This is a genomic window from Vreelandella subglaciescola, from assembly GCF_900142895.1.
Classification (GTDB): domain Bacteria; phylum Pseudomonadota; class Gammaproteobacteria; order Pseudomonadales; family Halomonadaceae; genus Vreelandella; species Vreelandella subglaciescola.
In genome coordinates, this window is record NZ_LT670847.1 from 2,487,529 (window position 1) to 2,511,931 (window position 24,403).

Sequence of the window (24,403 nt, forward strand, 5' to 3'; positions counted from 1 at the left end):
GGCCCGCAACAATCAAGTGGCGCCGGCGCGCAACGTGCCGGCGCCTGACTCGCTCAACGGAAAGGTGGCTGGATGAACGCTGCGCTCAAATGGATACCGCTGGCACTGGTAGGCGCTGTCGCGCTTGCCGGTTGCGCTCGGGATGGCTTTTACGACGACCGCAACCTCGACTACGTCGAGTCGGCGCCGGCTCCGCCGCTGGTACTCCCCGACACTCGCGATCAGGGCCGCTACCAAAGCGCGTTGCCCATGCCGCAGGGCGGTGCTCGCGCGCCCGGCCCCGATGAGCCGGTTGAAGCGCATGCGCCACGCCCCCTGACCGCTGCCAGGGGGCTTGAAGAAGACTACGTCACGTCGCGCCAGATCAACGACCAGCGCTGGCTGGTGGTGGCGGACGACGCGGCCAGCGTATGGCCGCAGCTGGAGCGCTTTGCCCGCACCCAGGGAGGCGGCATCGAACGTAGCCGGCCATCCCAGGGGGTGCTGGAGACGCAGGCCGGCACGCTGCGGCTGGACAACGCCGTGCGCGTCGGGGCCAGCGAGGTCCACTGCGAGCGCGCCGGCCAGCCGCTGCCGAGCTGCCTTGCAAGCCTTGCAGGCTACCTGAATGCCGGCGCCAGTTCCGACAACACGCTGTCGTCACTGAAGGCTCAGCGCGTTGATGATCGCCGTGCCGTGCAGCTCACGCGCGACGGCAGCGATGGCTTTCGCGTGCGCATTCCCTATTCGGCCGACCGTGCCTGGGCGGAAATCGCCCACTATCTGGCGCTGGATTTCACCCAGCCGGACAAGCGCGAACTGCTGAGCGCCGAGCCTGAGCGTCACGCCTTTGTGGTGGACTACCTGACGCTGGATAACCGCCGGCGCGGCGTGCTGGCACAGCTCAATCCGTTTGGTGACGCCAGCGCCCAAAAGGTGCGCCTGGAGATTGACGGCCAGAACGGGCAAAGCACGCTGCGTGCTCAAAGCGCCGGCGAACAAACGCTGAGCGCTGATGCCCAGCGCGAGCTGCTTGAGCGCGTTTCCGGCTATTTACGCTAACCTTTTATTTATCTGCTTGGGAGTCACCATGGAAAAGCGCCAGGAGCTTTACGCCGGCAAGGCAAAATCCGTTTACACCACCGATGCGCCGGACCTTCTGGTGCTCGAGTTCCGCGATGACACCAGCGCCTTTGATGGCAAAAGAAAAGAGGCGCTGGCGCGTAAGGGCATGGTCAACAACGTTTTCAACGCCTTCATCATGGAGCGTCTGGAAGACGCGGGTATCCCCACCCATTTTGAAAAGCGCCTGTCCAATACCGAAAGTCTGGTCAAGAAGATGCAGATGATTCCGGTGGAGTGCGTGGTGCGCAATATTGCCGCCGGCGGGCTGGTCAAGCGGCTGGGGGTGGAAGAGGGTGCCACGCTGACGCCGTCGACGTTCGAGCTGTTCCTCAAGGACGACGATCGCGGCGACCCGATGATCAACGAGTCGCTGGCCGAAACCTTTGGCTGGGCCACGCCCGAGCAGCTGGCGCGGATGAAAGAGTTGACGTTCAAGGTCAACCACGTGCTCAAGCAGCTGTTTGCCGGCGGTGATCTGCTGCTGGTGGATTACAAGCTGGAGTTTGGCCTTTACGACGGCAAGGTGATTCTGGGCGATGAGTTCTCGCCGGACGGCTGCCGGCTGTGGGACGCCCACACCCGGGAGAAACTGGATAAAGACCGTTTCCGCCAGGGGCTTGGCGGCGTGATCGAAGCCTACGAAGAAGTCGGCCGCCGCATTGGCGTGACCTTTCCCGAGGTCTGATAGCGCCTCGTTATCAGTCCAGTATTTCAATACCCACCACCGCAAGGATGGTGGGTGAGTCGCTGCCTGATTCTTGAGCGTCCAGCGCTTGAAACTTCACGTCGACATCGCGCAGGCGCACCCCGTGAACGCGTCCGCCACCGCGCCGGGTGTGCTGATACGCCGGCCGTGGATCCTGCCTTAGCACCTGTTCAATCAATGCCTTGAGCGAAGCGCCGTCGCCGCGCCGGTCAAGTAGTGCACACGCCTCGGGGTAAAACACCACGTTGACCTCGGGCGGCGGTGTGGGGGCAAAACCCGCCCGGGCATCGGGGCGCGCCTCGACCCACGGAATGTAGGGTTTGATGTCCACCACCGGCGTCTGGTCGATCAAGTCGCAGCCGCCAAGCACCAGCCTGACCCCGCCCTGTGTTTCCACCGCCTCAAGCCTGACCAGCGACAGCCCCAGCCGGTTGGGCCGGTTGGGGCTGCGGCTGGCAAAAACGCCGGTTTTTTGGTTGCCACCCAGCCGCGGCGGGCGCACCAGTGGCGTAAATTGCCCCCGGGCTTGCGGCGTCTGATGGAAAATGAAGGTCAGCCACAGGTGGCTGAACGCGAACAGGCCGCGTACCGCCAGTGGGTCGTTAAACGGCGGTGTCAGCACCAATGTGGCTCTGGCGGCCGGTGCCAGTCCCGGCTGGCGGGGTACACCGAACTTGTCCGGGTAATCGCTGTGAATCACGCCCAGCGGCGTCAGCGAGTAGGCAGCGGTTGATGTCCGAGGACGATGCATAAATAAACAGCCTTGGGCGTTCAAGATGAAGATTGGCGCAGTATAAGGTAAGTTGGCCGGTCGTTCCCGGGCTGAGGTCGGTTCTTGAGCGGAAGGCGTTTTACGTTGACAAGAGGGCAAACATGACGGAAATGGAAGCCGAAGCAACGGTCGAGGCGCCGCGTATTGTGTACCGAGAGGCGCTGGTGCGCGACGCGGCGGACCAGGCTGAAGTGTTTTATCACGCCGTAATGCAGGGCGCGGCCAACCACTATTCGCTGACCCAGCGCCGCGCCTGGGCGCAGGTGCTGCCCCGGGAAGCCAGTGCCTGGGCCGCCCGCCACCCGCTGTATACCACGCTGGTGGCCGTGTGCGACGGGCGCTGCGTGGGCTTTTTGGAGCTGGATATGGCCGCCGGGCGGATAGAAACGCTCTACGTGTGGCCGTCGCTTGGCGGGCAGGGCATGGGCACGACGCTGCTGGTTCACGCCGAACGCCTGCTGCTGGAGCAGGGGCACGGCGCGGTGGAAATTGAAGCCAGCCTGATGCTGGTGGAACGTCTCGAGCGCCGGGGCTGGGACAACCTCGGCGAGGAGTGGGTCGAGCGCAGCGGCGAAAAGCTCAAGCGCTATCGCCTGCGTAAAAGCCTCTACGCCGTTGAAACCTAGCGCGGTATGTCGTCGCTTTCGACCAGGCGCATGGACAGGTCGATGGCCTTGATGTCCTTGGTCAGCGCGCCGCTGGAAATGCAGTCAACGCCGGTGTCGGCAATCGCCTTGAGGGTGGACTCGTTGACGTTGCCCGAGGCTTCCAGTACCGCCCGGCCTTTGCCGCGAGCCACCGCTTCGCGAAGCTCATCAAGCGTAAAGTTGTCCAGCATGATGGTGTCAGCCCCGGCGGCCAGCGCCTGGTCCAGCTCGTCGAGGGTTTCGACTTCCACCTCAACGGTCAGGTCGCTTGCCAGCTTGCGCGCCTGGCCCACCGCCGCCTCGATACCGCCGCAGGCGGCGATGTGATTTTCCTTGATCAAAAACGCATCCCACAGGCCGATGCGGTGGTTATGCCCGCCGCCGCAGGTCACCGCGTATTTCTGCGCCAGGCGCAGATTGGGCAGGGTTTTGCGGGTGTCCAAAAGGCGTACGCCGGTGTCTTCCAGCAGATCGACATAGCGCCGGGTGGCGGTCGCCGTGGCCGAGAGCGTCTGCAGCACGTTAAGTGCGGCGCGCTCGCCGGTCAAAAGGCTGCGCGCCGGGCCTTCAAGCGTCAGAAAGCACTGCCCGGCGTCCAGGCGGTCGCCGTCGGCGGCCTGCCATGCAAGCGTCACGCGGGTGTCGAGCCGGCGAAAGATTTCATCCACCCAGGCGACGCCGCACAGCACCGCAGCATCTCGGGTGATAACCCGCGCGTGCGCCCATTGCTGCTCGGGGATCAGATTGGCGGTAATATCGCCGGGGCCGAGATCTTCGGTCAGCAGATGAGCGGCACCTGAGCGTATTTCTTCGGCAAGAGCGGTGTAATAATGCATAGCGGCGATCTTTCCCAAACGTAACGTGAAGCGGTTGGATAAAGCCGTCAGTATAGGGAAAGTGCGTGGTATCTGACAGGAGAACGCTGTGAATTCAGTCAATGGCGAACCGGGCCATAGCGAATCAGGCCGCTGGCCGCAGGCGCGTTGGGTCGCCTCCCCCAATGCCGACGTGCGCCCCGTGGGGGAGGTGTCGTTAATCGTGGTGCACGCCATCAGCCTGCCGCCGGGCGAATTTAGCGGCGACGCGATCGAGGCGCTGTTTACCAACCGGCTGGATTCGGCCGACCACCCGTTTTTTGCCGAGATCGCCGCGCTGCGCGTGTCGGCGCATTTTCTGATCCGCCGCGACGGCGAGTGCGTGCAGTTTGTGGATACCGCCCGCCGCGCCTGGCACGCCGGGCGCTCGCGCTGGTGGGACGCGCGCGAAGAACGCGATCGCCACGCGCTGAACGACTTTTCCGTGGGCATCGAGCTTGAGGGCGATGATCACACGCCGTTTACTCGCGCCCAGTACGTCACGCTCGCCGCGCTGGCCAGCTGGCTGACGGCGCGCTACGCCGCACTCGATGCCACGCGCATCACCAGCCACGCGAAAATTGCCCCGCTGCGCAAGACCGACCCCGGTCCCGCCTTTGACTGGCGGTATTTTTATCAATTGTGGTGCCCGAAAACAGCGCCGTCGGTGGCGCCGGAGGCACCGTAAAGTGCCATAACGGGTAGTTTAGCTACACTTTTGTTGATTTATAACGCATAGCTGTAACGCCTTGAAAATGTCCGATATTGACGTACAGGGTGCGCGTTTCAGCGGCATTTTATGCCGCGAGAAATTGGCAGGGATGCGACTTTACGGTATGATCCCCGGCAGCAAATAACGTTGTTTTTCAACTTTTATGTAGCTTTACTACATTTTGCCGAACGCCATGTCTTGAATGTAGAATGGATTTCCATTTTGCGCTGGCAAGGCGCGCCGGTGAACACAGGCCTGTGGTGGCACCATGACTACCGCGGCCGCCCAGGCCCCCGGTTCGCGGGGCCAATGTCATTTATCGTCATTCGGAGAGACTTTTATGAGTCTGGAGACACGAGAAGATCTCGACCCGGTCGAGTCCACGGAGTGGCTAGAAGCCCTGGAGTCGGTGCTGGATCGTGAGGGTGATGAGCGTGCCCGTTACCTGCTGACCCGCCTGGCGGATCGCATGCGTCAGGATTCGGGCGTCGCGCCGTTCTCGGTGACAACCCCGCACCGCAACACCATTCCGCCGGCGCGCGAAGCGCGCATGCCGGGCGATCTGGGCATGGAGCGTCGGATTCGCTCGTTGATCCGCTGGAACATGGCCGCGATGGTCACGCGGGCCAACAACAAGAACAAGGGCATCGGCGGCCACCTGGCAAGCTTCATGTCGGCAGCGACGCTGTATGACGTGGGCTTCAGCCACTTCTTCCGCGCGCCGGAAGGTGATCATCAGGGCGACCTGATTTATGTTCAGGGTCACAGCTCGCCGGGTATCTACGCTCGCTCCTTTTTGGAAGGCCGTCTGACTGAAGATCAGATGGACAAGTTCCGCGAAGAAGTCGACGGCGGCGGCCTGCCGTCCTACCCGCACCCCTGGCTGATGCCGGACTACTGGCAGATGCCCACGGTATCCATGGGTCTGGGCCCGATCATGTCGATCTACCAGGCGCGCTTCATCAAATATACGCACAACCGTGGCCTCCAGGACATGAAGGACCGCAAGGTCTGGGCGTTTTTGGGTGACGGCGAATGCGACGAGCCGGAAACCCTGGGTGCCCTGCACGTAGCGGTTCGCGAGAAGCTCGACAACCTCAACTTCGTGGTCAACTGTAACCTGCAGCGCCTTGACGGCCCGGTACGCGGTAACGCGAGCATCGTCACCGAGCTTGAAGGCGTGTTCCGCGGTGCCGGCTGGAACGTCATCAAGGTGATCTGGGGCCGCAAGTGGGATGAGCTGTTCGAGAAAGACAAGAGCGGCATGCTGCAAAAGCTGATGGACGAAACCGTCGACGGCGAGTACCAGAACTGCAAGTCCAAAGGCGGCGCTTATACCCGCGAAAACTTCTTTGGCAAGTACCCGGAAACCGCTGCGCTGGTCGCTGATATGACCGACGAAGAAGTCGGCCAGCTCGACCGCGGCGGCCACGACCCGGTCAAGGTCTACTCGGCCTACCATCAGGCGTTTCACAACGACACCGAGCGGCCGACCGTTATCCTGGCGCACACCGTCAAGGGCTACGGCCTGACCGCTGAGGGCGGCGAAGCCGACAACGAAGCGCACCAGATCAAGGCGATCGACGATCCCGAGGTCATGAAGGCGTTCCGCGACCGTTTCGAAATCCCGCTGACCGACGAGCAGCTGGAAAAAGAAATGCCGTACTACCATCCGGGGGACGATTCGCCGGAAATCAAGTACATGAAGATGCGTCGCGAAAACCTGGGCGGCCACCTGCCCAATCGCCGTGCGGACTTCGACGCGCTCGAGATCCCGGGGCTGGATGACAAGATCTTCGCCTCCCAGATGGGCGGTTCCAAAGGTCGTGAGTTCTCCAGCACCATGGCGTTCGTGCGTATCCTCAACGGCTTGATCAAGAACAAGCAGCTGGGTAAGCGTGTGGTGCCGATTGTGCCCGACGAATCGCGCACCTTTGGTATGGAAGGCATGTTCCGTCAGTTCGGTATTTATGCGCCGGAAGGCCAGAAGTACGAGCCGATGGATAAAGGCCAGCTGATGTACTACCACGAGTCCCAGAAGGGCCAGGTACTGCAGGAAGGCATTAACGAGGCGGGCGCCATGTCCTCGTGGATTGCTGCGGCGACGTCCTACAGCAACAGCGGCATGCCGATGCTGCCGTTCTACATCTACTACTCGATGTTCGGCTTCCAGCGCGTGGGCGATCTGGCCTGGGCGGCTGGCGACATGCAGGCACGCGGCTTTATGCTTGGCGGTACCGCCGGGCGAACCACGCTCAACGGCGAAGGTCTGCAGCACCAGGATGGCCACAGCATGATCCAGGCCTCGACCATCCCCAACTGCCGCAGCTACGATCCGACCTACGCTCACGAAGTCTCGGTCATCGTTCAGGATGGTCTGAAGCGGATGTATTCCGACAAGGAAAACGTCTTCTACTACCTGACCGTGATGAACGAGAACTACGAGCATCCGGCGCTGGACAACGTGCCCGCGGGTGACATCATCAAGGGCATGTACCTGCTGCGCGAGACCAAGGGCAAGAAAGGCAAGGGCCACGTCCAGCTGCTGGGCTCCGGCACCATTCTGCGCGAAGTCGAAGCCGCGGCGGAAATGCTCGCCGAAGAGTGGGGCGTGGGCAGTGATATCTGGAGTGCCACCAGCTTCAACGAGCTGCGTCGTGAAGCGCTCGAGATCGATCGTCAGGCGTTCCTCAAGCCCGACGACGAACCGGGCAAGCCGCACGTGACTGCCTGCCTGGAAGGCCGCGACGGCCCGGCTATCGCCGCGACCGATTACATGAAGCTTTACGCGGATCAGGTGCGTGCCTGGGTGCCGACCGACTATCATGTACTCGGCACCGACGGTTATGGTCGTTCCGATACGCGCGAGAAGCTGCGTCACTTCTTCGAGGTGAACCGCTACTTCGTGACCGTAGCTGCGCTGAAAGCGCTGGCTGACCGTGGCGATATCGACCGTAAGGTCGTGGGCGAGGCACTCAAGAAGTATGACATCGACCCGAACAAGTCCAACCCGCTGACCAGCTGATCCGCTGCCCGGCGGGGGTAACCCCGCCGGCTCGACCCGATTTGGAAGGAGCGCGACCTTGAGTAGCGAAAACATCAAAGTGCCCGACATCGGCGGCGACGATGTCGAAATCATCGAGATTGCAGTGTCGGAAGGCGACGTCATCGAAGCGGAAGACGCGCTGATTACCCTGGAATCTGACAAGGCCAGCATGGACGTGCCTTCGCCGAAAGGCGGCAAGGTGCTGAAAGTGCTGGTTAAAGAAGGCGATACCGTCTCTGAAGGCGACGACATTGTCGAGCTTGAAGTCGAAGGCGGCGAAGACGCCGGTGACGACAAGGCCGAAGCAGCCCCGGCGAAAGAAGAAGCCCCGGCCAAAGAAGAAGCGCCCAAGCAGGAAGAGGCGCCGAAAAAAGCCGCCAAATCGGCGGCCGGCGGCAAGAAGACCGTCGACATCAAAGTGCCTGACATCGGCGACAGCGCCGAAATCATCGAAATCGCGGTAAGCGAAGGCGATGAGGTCGACGCGGAAGACGCGCTGATTACCCTTGAGTCCGACAAGGCCTCAATGGACGTGCCGAGCCCCCACGCAGGCAAGATCGTTGCGCTTTCCGTCAAGGAAGGTGACAGCGTGTCCGAAGGCGACGTGATCGGCCAGATCGAAGTGGAAGGTGAAGGCGGCGACGCTGACGCCGAAGAAGCTGATGCTCCGGCAGAAGCCCCGGCAGCAAGCGCCGCGCCCGAGCAGGAAGAAGCGCCGGAAGACGACGCTGAAGCCGCCGATGACGGCGAGCCGCAGCGTCAGGAAGTCCGCGTGCCGGATATCGGCGACAGCGCTGAAATCATCGAAATCTCGGTCAGCGTAGGCGACGAGATCGACGCAGAAGACGCGCTGATCACGCTGGAATCCGACAAGGCCTCCATGGACGTGCCCAGCCCCTACAAGGGCAAGCTGGTCGAGCTTTCCGTGAAGGAAGGCGACAGCGTCTCCGAAGGCGACGTCATCGGCATCGTCGAAACGGCCGGGGCCAAGAAAGCGGCACCCAAGAAAGCAGCGCCCGAGAAATCGGCACCCAAGGCCGAGAAGTCTCAGAGTGCTCCGGCACCCAAGGCGGACAAGTCCAGCGCACCGGCTGCCGAGCCGAGCGCCGCACCGGCCAAAGACGGCAAGCGCGTACATGCCGGCCCGGCCGTGCGCATGCTCGCCCGCGAGTTCGGCGTGGATCTGGCTGAGGTGCCGCCCAGCGGTCCCAAAGGCCGCGTGCTCAAGGAAGACGTTCAGGCGTTTGTCAAAAAGGCACTGTCCGGTCAGGCTCCGGCAGCAGCCGGCCAGGCACCGGCCACCGGCGGCAGCGGCATTCCGCCGATTCCGGATCAGGACTTCAGCCAGTTCGGCGAAGTGGAAGAGAAGCCCATGGGCCGCCTACTCAAGATGGGCGCGACCAACCTGCATCGCAGCTGGGTGAATGTGCCCCACGTGACGCAGTTTGAAGACGCGGACATCACCGAGCTGGAAGCCTTCCGCAAGTCGATGAAGGCCGAAGCCGAGGCGCAGGGCGCGAAACTCACGCCGCTGCCGTTCCTCGTCAAGGCGTGCGCTTTTGCGCTCAAGCAGTTCCCGCAGTTCAACGTCAGCCTGAAGAGCGACGGTGAAACCATGGTATGGAAGAACTACGTCCATATCGGTATCGCCGTGGATACGCCCGAAGGTCTGATGGTGCCGGTACTGCGCAATGCCGACCAGAAGTCGCTGCTGGACATCGCCCGCGAAATGGCTGAGCTGGGCAAAAAAGCCCAGAGCAAGAAGCTCAAGCGCGAGGAAATGACCGGTGGCTGCATGACCATCTCGAGCCTTGGTTCGATTGGCGGCACCGCGTTCACGCCCATCGTCAACGCCCCGGAAGTCGCCATTCTGGGCGTTTCCAAGGCGCAGATGAAGCCGGTATGGGACGGCGCCGAGTTCCAGCCGCGCCTGATGATGCCGCTGTCGCTGTCCTACGACCACCGTGCGGTTAACGGTGCGGATGCGGCACGTTTCACGACATTCCTGTCGAGCGTGCTCAGCGACATTCGTCGCCTGCTGCTGTAAGCGGCAAACGGCGTATTGATACGCAAACGGCGCCTGCGGGCGCCGTTTGTGTTTTCAGACGGTGACGAGCGGCATCAGCTTTTTGGCCTGGCGTACGCCTAACAGACAGTTGTGCCAGCGCAGATGCGCCGTTATTGTCGAGGCCCGTTTTTCTCGAGCAGGCTTTTCGAGCGTGCTGCTTCGAACAGTGGTTTTATTCAAGGACTCCTATTATGCGATTAATTTTGTTGGGCGCCCCCGGCGCGGGTAAAGGGACCCAGGCGCAGTTTATTTGCGAGCAGTACAAGATCCCCCAGATTTCCACCGGCGACATGCTGCGTGCGGCAATCAAGGATGAAAGCGAGCTGGGACTCAAGGTTCAGGGCATCATGAACAGCGGCGGGCTGGTGTCCGACGAGATCATCATCGATCTGGTCAAGGAACGCATCGCCCAGCCTGACTGCGAACACGGCTTTCTGTTCGATGGCTTCCCGCGCACCATTCCCCAGGCTGACGCGATGAAAGACGCCGGCGTCAAACTCGATCACGTGCTGGAAATTGCCGTGGCCGATGACGAAATTGTCGGCCGTCTGGCCGGACGTCGCGTTCATCCCGCGTCGGGGCGCACCTACCATATTGAGCATAATCAGCCCCAGGAACCGGGCAAGGACGACGTGACCGGCGAGGCGCTGATTCAGCGCGAAGACGATCAGGAATCCACCGTGCGCAACCGCCTGGCCGTCTACCACGATCAGACCGCACCGCTGGTGGACTACTACCAGCAGTGGGCCAAGGACGACCCCGCCGCCGCGCCGCAGTATCACCGCGTTGAAGGCGTGGGCAGCGTGACGGATATCACCCGTCAGGTGACCGACGCGCTGGGTAAACAGGCCGCGTAATGGCGCTTAATCTGCTTGCTCTGGACGCCTCGTCGAGCGCCTGCTCGGCGGCGCTTTACCGTCGCGATGCCGAGGGCGAACGGTGCCTGGCACGCTTTGCCATGACCCCGCGGGAGCACACACGGCGCTTGTTGCCCATGGTCGATGAGGTGCTGGCCGATGCTCAGCTTGCGCCGAGCGCGCTTGACGCGGTGGCCTTTGGCCGCGGGCCCGGCTCGTTTACCGGCCTGCGGATTGCGGCCGGCGCCGCCCAGGGGCTGGCGTTTGGCCTCGATTGCCCGCTGCTGGGCGTATCTACGCTGAGAGCGCTGGCACTACAGGCACACCGCCAGTTGGGCGTTGACGCTATCGCCACGCTGATCGACGCGCGCATGGGCGAAGTCTATGCGGCGGCGTGGCGGGTGGAAGGCGGCGTCCCCACGCGGGTGGGAGACGAGGCGGTGATCGCCCCCGAGCGCTTTGTGCTGCCCGACGCGCCGGCTGACCGAGCGGAAGAAAGCTGGACGGGCGTAGGGTCGGGGCTTTCTCAAGGGCCATCTCAAGGGCCTTCCTTATGGGACGCCTTTGACGAAGCGGTGAAAGCGAGGCTGGCGCAGCGCGTGCCCGAGTTTGAGCCGCGCGCCGAGGAAATGGCCTGGCTGGCCGCGCATGATTTTGACGCCGGGCTGGGTCAACCGGCGCATTTGGTGCAGCCGGTGTATCTGCGTAACCAAGTGGCCTGGAAAAAGTAGGCTTGGAAAAAGTAGGCGTGGAAAAAGTCGGCATGAGCCCTGAGAGTATCCGCTGGGACAATATCGCGCTGCCCATCGGGCTGACGCTCGAGCAGCGCGCCGAAGGGCTGGTGCTGGCCGGCGATGAAAAACGCTACGGCAAGTCGCTGTACGTCGATTTTGTTGGCGGCAAGGCCGGCCACCGGCGGCGCTTTGGCGGCGGGCGCGGCCAGCTGATAGCCCGCGCCTGCGGGCTTTCCAAAGGCGTGACGCCAAGCGTGGTCGACGCCACGGCGGGACTTGGCCGCGACGCCTTTGTGCTGGCCGGTTTGGGCGCAACGGTGGTGCTGATTGAACGGGTGCCGGCGATTGCCGCACTGCTGGCCGATGGCCTGGCACGCGCGGCGCGCCACGCCGATACCGCCGAGATTGCTGCGCGCATGCGGCTGATGCCGGGCGACGCCACGGTCGAGCTGGCCGCGCTGGTTGCAGCGTCGGGGCAGGCCCCCGAGGTCGTCCATCTTGACCCGATGTTTCCCCACCGCGAGAAATCCGCGCTGGTGAAAAAAGACATGCGCATGTTTCGCGAGCTGGCCGGTGAGGATGCCGACGGCCCGCGTTTGCTCGAGGCCGCGCTCGACGTCGCCACCCATCGGGTGGTGGTCAAGCGGCCGCGCAAGGCGCCGCCCATCGAAGGGCCGGCGGTGGCGCATACGCTTGAAGGCAAAACCAGCCGCTACGATATTTACGTCCACCGCTCGCTGCGCCCTCGGCGCGGTCAGGAGGTTTAGATGCCGGTGTGGCGTGAGCACAATCATTTTACCCTGTTGCCCGAGTCGGCGAGCTTTCTGCCGGCGATGTTTGAGGCGTTCGCGCAGGCCGAGCGCTACATTCTGGTCGAGCTTTATCTGATGGAATCCGGCCGGCTGGCCGATCAGGTGATCGAAGCGCTGGTGAGTGCCGCCCGGCGCGGCGTGACGGTATGTCTGCTGCTGGATGGCTTTGGCAGCATGGGGCTTGCCACTCACGACCGTAAGCGGCTGCAGGACGGCGGCGTGGCGCTGCGGTTTTTCAACCCGCTGGGGTGGCATTCGCTGACCCGCAATCTGAGCCGTGATCACCGTAAAATCGTGGTGGTGGATGGCCGCGCGGCCTTTGTCGGCGGCTTTGGTGCGGTAGATGCGTTTCTTGACGCCTGGTATGAAATCGCCGTGCGCGCTGAAGGCCCGGTGGTGGCTGACTGGGAGACGCTGTTCAGGCGGCTGTGGGCCTCGCGGTTTACCCGCGGCGAGTGCACACGACCAGCACCGCGCCTGCCGCACGCCGCCGTCAGTGAGTCTGGCGGCAGCATGCGCGGGCGGGTGATGATGGGGCGAGGGTATCGTTATCAGGCCATTCGCCTGTCGCTGCAGTTCCGCGTGGACAACGCGCAGCGTCGGCTGTGGCTGTGCACGCCCTACTTTGTGCCGACGCTGTCGCTGCGTCGGCGGCTTAAGCGTGCCGCGCGCCGCGGCGTTGACGTGCGCCTGCTATTGCCCGGCGGGCACAACGACCACCTTAGCGTGCGCTACGCCAGCCAGCGCTTTTACGCTGCCATGCTCAAGGCCGGCGTGCGTATTTACGAGTTCCAGCCGAGCTTTATTCACGCCAAGTTCGTCCTTGCGGATGACTGGAGCAGCATCGGCTCGTGCAACTTCGATCACTGGAACCTGCACTGGAACATGGAAGCCAATCAGGAAGTGGACGATGCGCACTTTGCCGCCGAGGTGAATGCCCTGTTCGAGCGCAATTTCGCGGTCAGCGATGAAGTCGACGCCCGCGCTTGGGCGGCACGCCCCTGGTACCAGCGTGCCCGCGAGTGGCTGTTTGGCAGGCTCGACGGGCTGCTGACGCGGTTGAAATAATCGCCGCGTAGCGGCTTAACGGCGCTTTTTACCCTTGGCCGGCGTTTTCGGCCGCGGCTTGGGCTTGGCGCCGCGCCCACCGCTCGGCGCTTCCGGCGGCACGCGGTAGTGCAGGTACAAGTCCAGCACCAGTTCGGGCAGCTGTGTGGTCAACGCTTCCAGCCGCTGGGTATCGCCCGACAGCTCGGCAATGTCCGGCTCGTCGTCGAACAGCCCCGAGAGCAGCATGAACGGCAGCAGCAGGGTCGCGGCGGCCTCTTCGTCGTCGGCAAACCAGGCGCTTTCATCGCTGAACACGCCTTCCATGAAGCCTGCGCACCAGTCGCCGATGGGCGTTTCCTCGGGGGGCAGTCCGTCGAGGATCAGCTCAAACGGCAGTTCCACCAGCCCGCCCTGTTCCAGCAGCGCAATGGCGTTGTCGCGCAGCGCCGTCAGCAGGCCGGTAATCTCGGTGCGCTCGGCGTCATCCGCGTAGGCGGGCTCGCCCTGAAACAGCTCGACAAGCCACTGCTCGGCGGGCACCTCGCTCGGGGCGACGGCCAACGCGACCATGAAACCGTGGGTCGAGATCAGATCCAACGCGTCTTCATCGACCCGGTCTGAATCAAGAAAATCGTCCAGTTGCTCAAGCGCGTCATCGCTTAACAGCGGCTCGGGCGGCGCGGCCTCGGGGGTATTCTGGTGCGGGGGGGTCGGGCGCTGTGACATGCAAAGCCTCGCGAATTGTCGTTTGATAATAGCTGGCGTTGGAAAAGGATGAACAAGATGCCCAGTTTATCATCAAATGCGGCCGTACCACTGCTGGCCTGGCCCGATGAAAGGCTCGCCGGACTGGATAACGCCGCCCTTGAAGACGCCGCACGCACCCGCGTCACGGAGGCGCTTGAACGTGCCCGCGAGGTCTATCCGGGGCTGCCCGCGCCCGGCGTGTGGTTTGACCTGAAAGGCGCCTCGGCCGGGCAGGCGCACCTGGGGCGCGGCGGGCTGCGCTTTAACCCGGTGCTGCTGCGCGAAAATCGCGAGATCTTTTTTGCCGAGGTGATTCCCCACGAGCTGGCGCACTGGCTGGTGTTTCATCTGCAGGACGGGCCGCGCCTGAAGCCCCACGGGCGCGAATGGCAAGCGGTGATGCGCGAGCTGTTTGCGCTGGTGCCGCGCGTGACCCACCGGCTGGACGTGAGCCGCGCACGGCCGGCGCCGTACCGCTACCGCTGCCGATGCGGCGAGCATCATTTTACCCCTCAGCGCCACGCACAGCGGCAGAAAGGACGGCGTTACCGTTGTCGACAATGTGCTGATACCTTGGTCTATTGTGGCCGTGATGCCGCCCGAGAATAGTTTTAAATCATTGTTATTTAAGTAAAAAATATCAATACCAAGGTCTAGGAGAAAGACCGTGGGGAAGAGCGCTATGCTGGCGAAGCTAATACGCTGAGTGTCGCCGGCCGTGCAGCGGGTGGCAGATCACGAAAGCCACGCTGTTCCACGGAGGATCCCCATGAGCGAACAACAACAGTCCCCGCATGCGCCACAGCAGCCCCACGTTTATCCGGTGCGCGACGCTATCGCTGCCAATGCCTGGGCCGACCAGCAACACTACGCGGCCATGTACCAGCGCTCGATAGACGATCCGGAAGGCTTCTGGGCCGAGCAGGCCAGGCGGCTTGACTGGATCAAGGCGCCGACCACCATCAAGAACACCTCGTTTGATCGCGACAGCGTGGAGATTAGCTGGTTTGCCGACGGTGAGCTCAACGCCGCCGCCAACTGTCTGGATCGCCACCTGCAACACCGCGGTGACCAGACCGCGATTATCTGGGAAGGCGACGACCCCGCCGACTCGCGCCACATTACCTACGCCGAGCTTTACCAGCGCACCAATCAGTTGGCCAACGCGCTCAAAGCGCTGGGCATTGGCAAGGGCGACACCGTCACGCTGTACATGCCGATGATTCCCGAAGCGGCGGTGGCCATGCTGGCCTGCGCGCGTATCGGCGCGGTGCACTCGGTGATTTTTGGCGGCTTCTCGCCCGACGCCATTGCCCAGCGGGTGAAAGGCGCGCAGTCCAGGCTGGTGATTACCGCCGATGAATCCGTGCGCGGCGGCAAGCACGTGCCGCTCAAGGATAACGTCGATGCCGCCCTGACCCGCGAGGGCACCGAGGTGTGCGAAAACGTACTGGTGGTCCAGCGTACGGGCGGTGACATCGACTGGCACGCGGGCCGTGATGTCTGGTACCACGAGGTGGTCGAAAAACAGGGGCTTGAGTGCCCGGCGGAGGCGATGAACGCCGAAGATCCGCTGTTTATCCTGTATACCTCGGGCTCCACCGGCGCGCCCAAGGGCCTCAAGCACACCACCGGCGGTTATTTGACCTACGCCTCGCTGACCCACCACTACGTGTTTGATTACCACGCGGGCGAAGTGTTCTGGTGCACCGCCGATGTGGGCTGGGTGACCGGGCACAGTTACCTGATCTACGGCCCGTTGCTGAACGGGGCGACCACGCTGATGTTTGAAGGTGTGCCCACCTATCCGACTCACGGGCGCATGGGCGAAATCGTCGATAAGCATCAGGTCAACATCCTCTATACCGCGCCCACCGCGGTACGCGCGCTGATGGCCCACGGCGATCGGGTGATGGATTCGAGCTCGCGCGAAAGCCTGCGACTGCTGGGTTCCGCAGGCGAGCCGATCAACCCCGAGGCCTGGGAGTGGTTCTATCGCGTGATCGGCAACGAGCGCTGCCCGATTGTGGATACCTGGTGGCAGACCGAAACGGGCGGCATCATGATTGCCCCGCTGCCGGGCGCCACGCCGCTCAAGCCCGGCTCGGCGACAAGGCCGTTTTTCGGCATAAAGCCGGCGATCATGGACAGCGAAGGCCAGCAGCTTGAGGGCGAAGCCGAAGGCAATCTGGTGGTGCTGGATTCCTGGCCGGGGCAGGCGCGCTCGATCTGGGGTGACCACGAACGCTTTGTGAGCACCTATTTCTCGACCTACGACGGCGTGTACTTCACCGGCGACGGCTGCCGCCGCGACGCCGACGGTGACTACTGGATCACCGGCCGGGTGGACGATGTGCTCAACGTGTCCGGCCACCGCATGGGTACTGCCGAAATCGAGTCGGCGCTGGTGGCCCACGAGGCGGTGGCTGAAGCGGCGGTGGTGGGCTACCCCCACGCGATCAAGGGCCAGGGCATCTACATCTACGTCACCCTGGGCGACGACGCGGCACCGTCTGAGGCGCTCAAAAAGGAGCTGGCTCAGTGCATGCGCCGTGATCTGGGGTCTATCGCCGTGCCGGATATCATTCAGTGGGCGCCGTCGCTGCCCAAGACCCGCTCGGGCAAGATCATGCGGCGCATTCTGCGCAAGATTGCCGCCAACGAATGCGATAGTCTGGGTGATACCAGCACGCTGGCCGACCCGAGCGTGGTCGACGAGCTGATCGAACAGCGCGAAATCCACAGCAGTAGATGATAGTTAACTACCTGTTATTTCAATGAAAAATGTTACTACCAATGTCTAACATAAAGGGTCGTGAGCGGGGTTTATGCTAGGGTAAAAGAAGGCGGCCAACTATCGTCGCCTACGCCACTGGCGACATTTTATAAAGGCAGTGTACTTCCACGGAGAGGCAATCCATGAGCGAACAACACCACGACGTCTATCCGGTGCGCGACGATATCGCCGCCAATGCCTGGGCCGACAAAGCAGAGTACGCGGCCATGTATCAGCGCTCGATAGACGATCCGGAAGGCTTCTGGGCCGAGCAGGCCAAGCGGCTTGACTGGATCAAGGCGCCGACCAAAATCAAGAACACCTCGTTTGATCGCGATAACGTGGATATCCGCTGGTTTGAAGACGGCGAGCTCAACGTGGCGGCCAACTGCCTGGATCGTCATCTGGAAATCCGTGGCGGCGACACCGCGATTATCTGGGAAGGCGACGATCCGGCCGAGTCGTGCCACATTACCTACGCCGAACTTTACGACCGCACCAATCAGCTGGCCAACGCGCTCAAGGAAATGGGCATTGGCAAGGGCGACACCGTCACGCTGTACATGCCGATGATTCCCGAAGCGGCGGTGGCAATGCTTGCCTGCGCGCGCATTGGCGCGGTGCACTCGGTGATTTTTGGCGGCTTCTCGCCCGACGCCATTGCTCAGCGGGTGATCGGCGCGCAGTCGAAACTGGTGATTACCGCCGATGAGTCCGTGCGCGGCGGCAAGCACGTGCCGCTCAAGGATAACGTCGATGCCGCCCTGACCCGCGAGGGCACCGAGGTGTGCGAAGAGGTGCTGGTGGTCAAGCGCACCGGCGGCGATATCGATTGGCACGAGGGCCGCGACGTCTGGTACCACGAGATGGTCGACAAGCAGGCGATGGCCTGCCCGGCAGAGGCGATGAACGCCGAAGATCCGCTGTTTATCCTGTATACCTCGGGCTCCACCGGCGCGCCCAAAGGCCTCAAACACACTACCGGCGGCTATCTGACCTACGCCGCGATGACCCACCAGTACGTGTTCGATTACCACGAAGGCGACGTGTACTGGTGCACCGCCGATGTGGGCTGGGTGACCGGGCACAGCTATATCGTCTACGGGCCGCTGGCCAACGGCGCGACCACGCTGATGTTTGAAGGCGTGCCGACCTACCCGACCCACGGGCGCATGGGCGAGATCGTCGACAAGCACAAGGTCAACATCCTTTACACCGCACCCACTGCCATCCGTGCGTTCATGGCCCACGGCGACAGCGTCATGGACTCAAGCTCGCGGGACAGCCTGCGCCTGCTGGGCACGGTAGGCGAGCCGATCAACCCCGAAGCCTGGGAGTGGTTCTACCGCGTGATGGGCAAGAAACGCTGCCCGATCGTGGATACCTGGTGGCAGACCGAAAACGGCGGCATCATGATTGCCCCGCTGCCCGGGGCGACGCCGCTCAAGCCCGGCTCGGCCACCAAGCCGTTTTTCGGGGTGCAGCCGGCGATCATGGACAGCGAAGGCCAGCAGCTGGAAGGCGAGGCCGAAGGCAATCTGGTGATTCTGGATTCCTGGCCGGGGCAGGCGCGCTCGATCTGGGGCGACCACGCGCGTTTCGTGAGCACCTATTTCTCGACCTACGACGGCGTCTACTTCACCGGTGATGGCTGCCGCCGCGACGCCGACGGCGACTACTGGATCACCGGCCGGGTAGACGACGTGCTCAACATCTCGGGTCACCGCATGGGCACTGCCGAAATCGAGTCGGCGATGGTGGCCCACGCGGCGGTGGCCGAGGCCGCCGTGGTGGGTTACCCCCACGACATCAAGGGTCAGGGTATCTACATCTACGTCACCCTGGGCGACGACGTAGAGCCGACCGACGAACTCAAGAAAGAGCTGACCCAGCAGGTGCGTAAAGAAATTGGCCCGATTGCCTCGCCGGATATCATCCAGTGGGCGCCATCGCTGCCCAAAACTCGCTCGGGCAAGATCATGCGGCGCATTCTGCGCAAGATTGCCGCCAACGAGTGCGACGGCCTGGGTGATACCAGTACGCTGGCCGACCCGAGCGTGGTGGACGAGTTGATCGAGCACCGCGTCAACCGCTAAGCGCAGCCGTTCACCGACATCATTCACTCATAAGCCAAACAATGCCGGCCGGTGTGCCGGCATTGTTGCCTCAAGCGGTTGGAAAAGCCGGGCAGAAAATGACAAAACCGTGCAAACCATTCTTGGGCATGGTGAATCCCTTGAGGTACCATTCCTGACGTACGATTGCCCCAGGGCTATCGCAAAGCATTATCCCCAACCGACAGGGCCGGGCGTCGCGACGGCAGGCTCTTGACGGCTGCTCAAGGATTCGGAGGAGTACCCATGGCTATTGCCCATAAGTTCATCGTCGCCGATGACCACCCGCTGTTTCGCGCGGCGCTCACCCAGGCGCTGCGTCAGCTCGCACCGCAGGCGGATATCGTCGAGGCGGACACCATGGAAGCCACCAAGGACGTGGTGAATCGCCACCCCGATGCCGACCTGGTGCTGCTGGATTTACATATGCCGGGCGCCAACGGTTTCTCGGGGCTGATTCAGCTGCGCGGGCAGATGCCCGATATTCCGGTAGCGGTTATTTCCGGCAGCGACGAGCCCTACGTGGTGCGCCGGGCGCTCGACTACGGGGCGTCGGGATTCATTCCGAAATCGTCGTCGCTGACGCTGATCGCCGAGGCGGTGGGCGAAATCCTTGACGGCGAAGTCTGGCTGCCCGAAGCGCTTTCCGGCGTGCTCGACGACACCAACGAAGAAGAGGCGCGCTTTGCCGAGGCCATCGCCTCGCTCACGCCCCAGCAGTTTCGCGTGCTCAACATGCTCAACGAAGGCCTGTTGAACAAGCAGATCGCCTATGAACTGAGCGTGTCCGAGGCCACTATCAAGGCGCACGTGACCGCCATTTTGCGCAAGCTCGGCGTGCATTCGCGCACCCAGGCGGTCATCGCCGCGAAAAAGCTCGAGGTCGATCCGCCCAAGGTCGAATCCTAGGCGCCGTTACGCGCGCCGCGGCTGGCCTGCAGGGTACGGCTCAGCAGGGCGCGTAGCGCCGCCGGGCGCACCGGTTTGAGCAGCAGGTGATGGCCGGCGCGTTTGATCTGTTCGGCCACCTCTTCGCTGCGGTCGGCGGTAATCACAATGCTGGGCACGTCGCCCTGGAGGCGTTCGGCCAGCGCTTCCAGCGCCATCAGGCCGGTGACTTCGTTATCCAGATGGTAGTCGGCCAGAATGGCGTCGGGGTCGCCTTCCATGTTGCGCAAGATAGACTTGGCACCGCCGATGCTGGTGGCGGTAAAGACCTCGCACCCCCAGCCGCCGAGCATGGCGGCCATGCCCTCGAGAATCAGCGACTCGTTATCGATGCAGACGATGCGCGTGCCGGCCAGCTTGTTGCCGGCGCTGCGTTTGGGCTCTGCCGGCTGGTCGGCGATTACTTGTGCGGCTACCGTCGGCACGCTGACGCTAAAGACCGTGCCGTAGCCTTCCCAGGAGCGCACCTTCAGCGGGTGATCCAGCACTCGGCTCATGCGCTCGGCGATGGACAGGCCCAGCCCCAGACCTTTTTCACTCTCGCGGTGGCGCGAGGCCTGATCCAAGCGGCGAAACTCCTGAAAAATCTCCGTCTGTTTGGCCTCGGGAATCCCCGGGCCGGTATCCCACACTTCGATGCGCAGCCGGTCTCCCGAGCGCCGGCAGCCCAGCAGCACGCGACCCTCCTGGGTGTAGCGCAGCGCGTTGGAAAGGAAGTTCTGAATGATGCGGCGCAGCATTTGCGAATCCGAATCCACCCACTGCTCGGTAGGCACTACGACCAGATCCAATCCCCGGTCTTCGGCCATGACGTCGAATTCAGCGCGCAGCGGGCGCAAAATGTCGGCCAGCGCAAAGTGGCTGCGCCGAGGCGTCAGGGCGCCGGCGTCGAGCTTGGAGATATCCAGCAGCGTGCCCAGCAGCTCTTCGGCCGCCTGCAGCGAGTTATCAATATGGCCGATGGTGCGCTGGGCGTTGGGAGTGTTTTCGTCCTGCATCAGCGCCGAGGTAAACAGTCGCGCGGCATTGAGCGGCTGCAGCAGATCGTGGCTGGCCGCGGCCAGAAAGCGTGTTTTTGATGTGTTGGCGTCTTCGGCCAGCTGCTTGGCCTGACGCAGTGCCTGAGTTCGCTCGTGTACCCGCTCCTCAAGGGTTTCGTTGGTTTCCTTGAGGGCGACCTCGGCCTGGCGCCGCTCGGTAATGTCTTGATACAGCGCGAAAAAGCCCAGAATAGCGTGGGCATCGTCAAAGTGCGGCGTATAGGTGACGAGCATGTGGCGCAGCTCGCCGGCCTGCGGCATGGATACTTCAAAACTCACCCGCTCGCCGTTAAGGGTCTGCTCGATCCAGCCGGCGCGTTCATGCGCGCGGTCGGCCGGCATGACATCGGCAAAGCGCCGGCCGATGACCGCGTGGCGGTCGACCCCGAAGGCCTGTTCGTAGGCGCGGTTGGTAAACAGGTAGCGGCAGTCCTTGTCGAAATAGGCAATCAGCGCCGGCACGTTGTCGGTATAGATGCGGATGTTGTTTTCCGAGCGGATCAGCGCCTCTTCGATGCGCTTTTGCGGGCTGATATCCTGATAGGTATACACAAAGCCGCCGCCGGGCATGGGGTTGCCCTGAACCTCCAGCACGCTGCCGTCCTGGCGGTAGCGTACGTAGCGGTGGGGTTGGCCTTCGCGAATGTTATCCAGCAGCAGTTCGACGTGCTCCTCCGGGTCGCCGGGGCCGTACTCGCCGCTGTGGGCGTTATAGCGGAAGATGCGGTCAATCGGCGCGCCCACGCGGATCAGATGATCGGGGAAACGAAACAGCTCCAGATAGCGCTGGTTCCACACCACCAGCCGCAGGTGCTGGTCGACCACGCTGATACCCTGAGTGATATTTTCGATGGTGGCCTGCAGCAGCGCGCGGTTGAACTCGAGCACCTGGGAGGCTTCATCGACAATCGAAATGACGTCGGAAATGCCGATGCCGCGCCCCTGCAGCGCCGAGTTGACCACGATGCGCGCCGATGAAGCGCCCAGCACCGAGGCCAGAAAGCGCTCGGTAAACTGGATCACGTCGATGGAGGCGCGGGCGTCGTCGGCCAGCGGCGTACCGTTGCGCCGGGCGTAGTCGCCAAAGGCGCGCGCCACCTGGCCTTCGCCCAGAAAGCGCTCGCACAGCACTTTCAGGTCGCCCACCGTGGTGGCGCCCATCCACGGGCGATTGATCGAGGTCTGGCGGGTTTCGACGCTGTCGACAAACAGCGAGGCCTGAATGCGCTCGACGACCCGCTGGGAGCTCAGCTGCGAGATAAAAATATAGCAGAACAGGTTCACCCCGAGGGAGAGCATGACGCCGTGGGTAAAGGGGTCGCCAAGGTGCAGGCCAAACAGCGACGTGGGCGAGAGCCAGGCCACTCCCAGCGGGCCGTTCGTGACCCAGCCGCCGGGCAGCACGCCGGCATTGACCAGCGCCGGCCCCAGCAGGCTGTAGGCCCAGATGGCAAAGCCCGCGTTCAGCCCGACCGTCACGCCCAGCCAGTTGCCGCGTTTCCAGTAAAGCCCGCCGATCAGCGCCGGGGCAAACTGGGCGGCGGCGGCAAACGAGAGCATGCCGATGGAGGCCAGTGAGCTGAACTCGGCGAGCATACGGTAAAAGCCGTAGGCCAGCGCGAGCACGGCAATAATGGTAAAACGCCTGACGCGCAGCACCAGCCGCCCGTAGTCCCGCGCCTGGGTATCAAACCAGCGCAGGCGAAACAGCGCGGGGATGACGATTTCGTTGGAAATCATGATCGACACCGCCACGGCAGCCACAATCACCATGCTGGTCGAGGCGGAAAAGCCGCCGATAAACGTCAGCAGCGTTAGCCATTCGTGGCCCGAGGCCATGGAGAGCGCGAGGACATACGCATCCGGCTCAACGCCACTGTCGCCGAACAGCCACAGCCCCGCGGCGGCCAGCGGCATGACGAAAAAGCCCACGGCAAGCAGGTACAGCGGAAACAGCCAGCGTGCCCGCTGGGCATCGTCGGGGTGGATGTTTTCGACCACGGTGACGTGAAACTGGCGCGGCAGGCAGAAAATCGCCAGCATGGCGAGCAGCGTCTGCGCCCAGAAGCCGTGGGCGAAATCCTGCTCGGTCAGCTGACGTTCGAGATCGAGCTGGCTGTCGGCGTAATGCATCAGCTCGCCGAGGCCGTCGAACATGCCCCATGTCACCACGGCGCCGAGAATGATGAAGGCGGCGAGCTTGACCAGCGACTCGAAGGCCACGGCATGAATCAGGCCTTCATGGTGTTCGGTGGCATCGGTATGGCGGGTGCCGAATAAAATCGCGAACAGCGCCATGACGCAGGCGATGTAAAAGGCGGCGTCGCCAAACAGCGGCGCGCGCGGCCCGCCGGCTTCGCCGGTCAGAATGCTGAAGGAAGACGCCACGGCTTTCAGCTGCAGGGCGATATAGGGCAGCGTGCCGACCAGTGCGATCAGGCTGGCGAACACCGCCAGTGACTGCGCCTTGCCGTAGCGCGAGGCAATAAAATCGGCAATCGAGGTGACGTTCTGGTGCTTGGCCACGCGGATCATCTTGGCGAGTATCGGCCAGAACAGCAGGAAGGTCAGGATGGGGCCGACAAAAATACTGGCGAATGACCAGCCCGACGTCGCCGCCTGCCCCACGGCACCGTAAAACGTCCACGAGGTGCAGTAAATCGCCAGCGCCAGGCTGTAAATCAGCGGCCGGCGGCGGCTGGCGCCGTGAGTATGCGCCCGGCGGTCGCCGTACCAGGCAATGCCGAACAGTATCGCAATATACCCAAGCGATACCGCGATAAGTAGCCCCGCGTAAAACATCCAACGCTCCCGCCGTGGCGCAAAAACGCCCATTCTAGGCGAAATGGGCGTGGGCGTCAGGCCGGAGTGGCGGGTTGGAGGGCGGGTTTACACTTCGTGTGCCGGCTGGCACGCGGTGGTATAGAGTTTGGCGCCTTCGCGCAGGGTGCGCAGGGCGTTAAGCGCGGGCTTTCCAGTGGCATCATCCAGCGGCACCAGCTCGCGGTTGTCGCAGTTGAGCAGGTACGGCGTGGGCGTCACTACGTCGGCGTAGTGGCGCTCAAAATGGTAGACAATCAGCTCAACAACGGGTGTTTGGCCGCGCGCGTTATGCGTCATGCCGTCACGATCCACGGCGCTGAACTCGGTCACCATGGGAAAGGCCAGCGTCCAGGGACGCCAGATCATGCTGTCGGTCTGGCTGGAAATAACCACGGCGCTGGCAGGCAGCTGCTGGCTTTTAAGCTCAAACCAGCTGTATTCCGCATTGACCTGATAGCCCAACATGCCGAGGCCGGCGCATACCGGCACGATCCACTTGGGCAGACGTTTGCCGCTCAGCGTGCGCAATACAAGGCCGATACCCGCAGCGCCCAGGCCCGAAAAAACGGCGGCGATCAAATGCCAGATCATGG

Annotated in this window: 19 protein-coding genes; 14 read left to right on the plus strand and 5 right to left on the minus strand. The window is 63.0% G+C overall.

What is annotated here, in order from left to right:
• The first annotated feature begins 72 nt into the window (after positions 1-72).
• Together B5495_RS11585 and purC are read left to right on the plus strand one after the other, a co-directional pair.
• Positions 73-1,041, plus strand: coding sequence for a hypothetical protein (locus B5495_RS11585; protein WP_079553903.1), 969 nt, complete (start codon positions 73-75; stop codon positions 1,039-1,041).
• Positions 1,042-1,069: 28 nt separating this feature from the next.
• On the plus strand, positions 1,070-1,789 hold the full coding sequence (gene purC, locus B5495_RS11590) for a phosphoribosylaminoimidazolesuccinocarboxamide synthase (RefSeq protein ID WP_079553904.1): 720 nt from the start codon (positions 1,070-1,072) through the stop codon (positions 1,787-1,789).
• 13 nt (positions 1,790-1,802) lie between these two features.
• On the opposite strand, the gene tsaA is transcribed toward purC, so the two are convergent.
• Positions 1,803-2,561, minus strand: coding sequence for a tRNA (N6-threonylcarbamoyladenosine(37)-N6)-methyltransferase TrmO (gene tsaA, locus B5495_RS11595; RefSeq protein WP_079553906.1), 759 nt, complete (start codon positions 2,559-2,561; stop codon positions 1,803-1,805).
• Between the two features lie 122 nt (positions 2,562-2,683).
• On the opposite strand from tsaA, the gene B5495_RS11600 reads away from it, so the two are divergent.
• Positions 2,684-3,208: a GNAT family N-acetyltransferase gene (locus B5495_RS11600; RefSeq protein ID WP_079553908.1), complete on the plus strand. Its 525-nt coding sequence runs from the start codon at positions 2,684-2,686 to the stop codon at positions 3,206-3,208.
• Here the strand turns inward: B5495_RS11600 and nadC are convergent.
• Positions 3,205-4,065 (minus strand): carboxylating nicotinate-nucleotide diphosphorylase, encoded by an 861-nt coding sequence (gene nadC / locus B5495_RS11605; RefSeq protein ID WP_079553909.1) that lies wholly within the window; start codon positions 4,063-4,065, stop codon positions 3,205-3,207. The genes B5495_RS11600 and nadC overlap by 4 nt on opposite strands.
• Before the next feature lie 88 nt (positions 4,066-4,153).
• On the opposite strand from nadC, the gene ampD reads away from it, so the two are divergent.
• From ampD to B5495_RS11640, 7 genes are all read left to right on the plus strand, one after another.
• Positions 4,154-4,771 carry a 1,6-anhydro-N-acetylmuramyl-L-alanine amidase AmpD gene (ampD, locus tag B5495_RS11610; protein ID WP_079553911.1) on the plus strand — a complete coding sequence of 206 codons (618 nt, stop codon included), beginning with the start codon at positions 4,154-4,156 and terminating at the stop codon, positions 4,769-4,771.
• Positions 4,772-5,135: 364 nt separating this feature from the next.
• Positions 5,136-7,820: a pyruvate dehydrogenase (acetyl-transferring), homodimeric type gene (aceE, locus tag B5495_RS11615; protein WP_079553913.1), complete on the plus strand. Its 2,685-nt coding sequence runs from the start codon at positions 5,136-5,138 to the stop codon at positions 7,818-7,820.
• Positions 7,821-7,878: 58 nt separating this feature from the next.
• A complete protein-coding gene (gene aceF / locus B5495_RS11620) occupies positions 7,879-9,888 on the plus strand; it encodes a pyruvate dehydrogenase complex dihydrolipoyllysine-residue acetyltransferase (protein WP_079553914.1) in 2,010 nt (669 codons plus the stop codon).
• Between the two features lie 212 nt (positions 9,889-10,100).
• Entirely contained in the window at positions 10,101-10,766 is a 666-nt protein-coding gene (adk, locus tag B5495_RS11625) for an adenylate kinase (protein ID WP_079553916.1), read from the plus strand.
• A complete protein-coding gene (gene tsaB / locus B5495_RS11630) occupies positions 10,766-11,497 on the plus strand; it encodes a tRNA (adenosine(37)-N6)-threonylcarbamoyltransferase complex dimerization subunit type 1 TsaB (protein WP_079553918.1) in 732 nt (243 codons plus the stop codon). The genes adk and tsaB overlap by 1 nt, the downstream gene beginning before the upstream one ends.
• A 32-nt stretch (positions 11,498-11,529) precedes the next feature.
• Positions 11,530-12,267 carry a class I SAM-dependent methyltransferase gene (locus B5495_RS11635; protein WP_079555062.1) on the plus strand — a complete coding sequence of 246 codons (738 nt, stop codon included), beginning with the start codon at positions 11,530-11,532 and terminating at the stop codon, positions 12,265-12,267.
• On the plus strand, positions 12,268-13,380 hold the full coding sequence (locus B5495_RS11640) for a phospholipase D-like domain-containing protein (protein WP_079553920.1): 1,113 nt from the start codon (positions 12,268-12,270) through the stop codon (positions 13,378-13,380).
• Positions 13,381-13,395: 15 nt separating this feature from the next.
• Here B5495_RS11640 and B5495_RS11645 read toward each other — a convergent pair whose 3' ends face one another.
• Positions 13,396-14,088, minus strand: a complete 693-nt coding sequence (locus B5495_RS11645; RefSeq protein ID WP_079553922.1) for a YecA/YgfB family protein — start codon at positions 14,086-14,088, stop codon at positions 13,396-13,398.
• A gap of 57 nt (positions 14,089-14,145) precedes the next feature.
• Between B5495_RS11645 and B5495_RS11650 the strand changes: the two genes are divergently transcribed.
• The 4 genes from B5495_RS11650 to B5495_RS11665 all read left to right on the plus strand — a co-directional run bounded on the left by B5495_RS11650 (position 14,146) and on the right by B5495_RS11665 (position 19,908).
• Positions 14,146-14,718, plus strand: a complete 573-nt coding sequence (locus tag B5495_RS11650; protein ID WP_079553923.1) for a SprT family zinc-dependent metalloprotease — start codon at positions 14,146-14,148, stop codon at positions 14,716-14,718.
• 160 nt (positions 14,719-14,878) lie between these two features.
• Complete coding sequence (acs, locus tag B5495_RS11655) at positions 14,879-16,864, plus strand: acetate--CoA ligase (RefSeq protein ID WP_079553925.1); 1,986 nt, start codon at positions 14,879-14,881, stop codon at positions 16,862-16,864.
• A 164-nt stretch (positions 16,865-17,028) separates the two neighbouring features.
• A complete protein-coding gene (acs, locus tag B5495_RS11660; RefSeq protein WP_079553927.1) occupies positions 17,029-18,981 on the plus strand; it encodes an acetate--CoA ligase in 1,953 nt (650 codons plus the stop codon).
• A gap of 264 nt (positions 18,982-19,245) precedes the next feature.
• Positions 19,246-19,908: a response regulator gene (locus tag B5495_RS11665; RefSeq protein ID WP_079553929.1), complete on the plus strand. Its 663-nt coding sequence runs from the start codon at positions 19,246-19,248 to the stop codon at positions 19,906-19,908.
• On the opposite strand, the gene B5495_RS11670 is transcribed toward B5495_RS11665, so the two are convergent.
• Positions 19,905-23,789 (minus strand): hybrid sensor histidine kinase/response regulator, encoded by a 3,885-nt coding sequence (locus tag B5495_RS11670; protein WP_079553930.1) that lies wholly within the window; start codon positions 23,787-23,789, stop codon positions 19,905-19,907. The two genes, B5495_RS11665 and B5495_RS11670, sit on opposite strands and share 4 nt — an antisense overlap.
• Before the next feature lie 87 nt (positions 23,790-23,876).
• Entirely contained in the window at positions 23,877-24,401 is a 525-nt protein-coding gene (locus tag B5495_RS11675; protein ID WP_079553932.1) for a hypothetical protein, read from the minus strand.
• Positions 24,402-24,403: the final 2 nt, after the last annotated feature.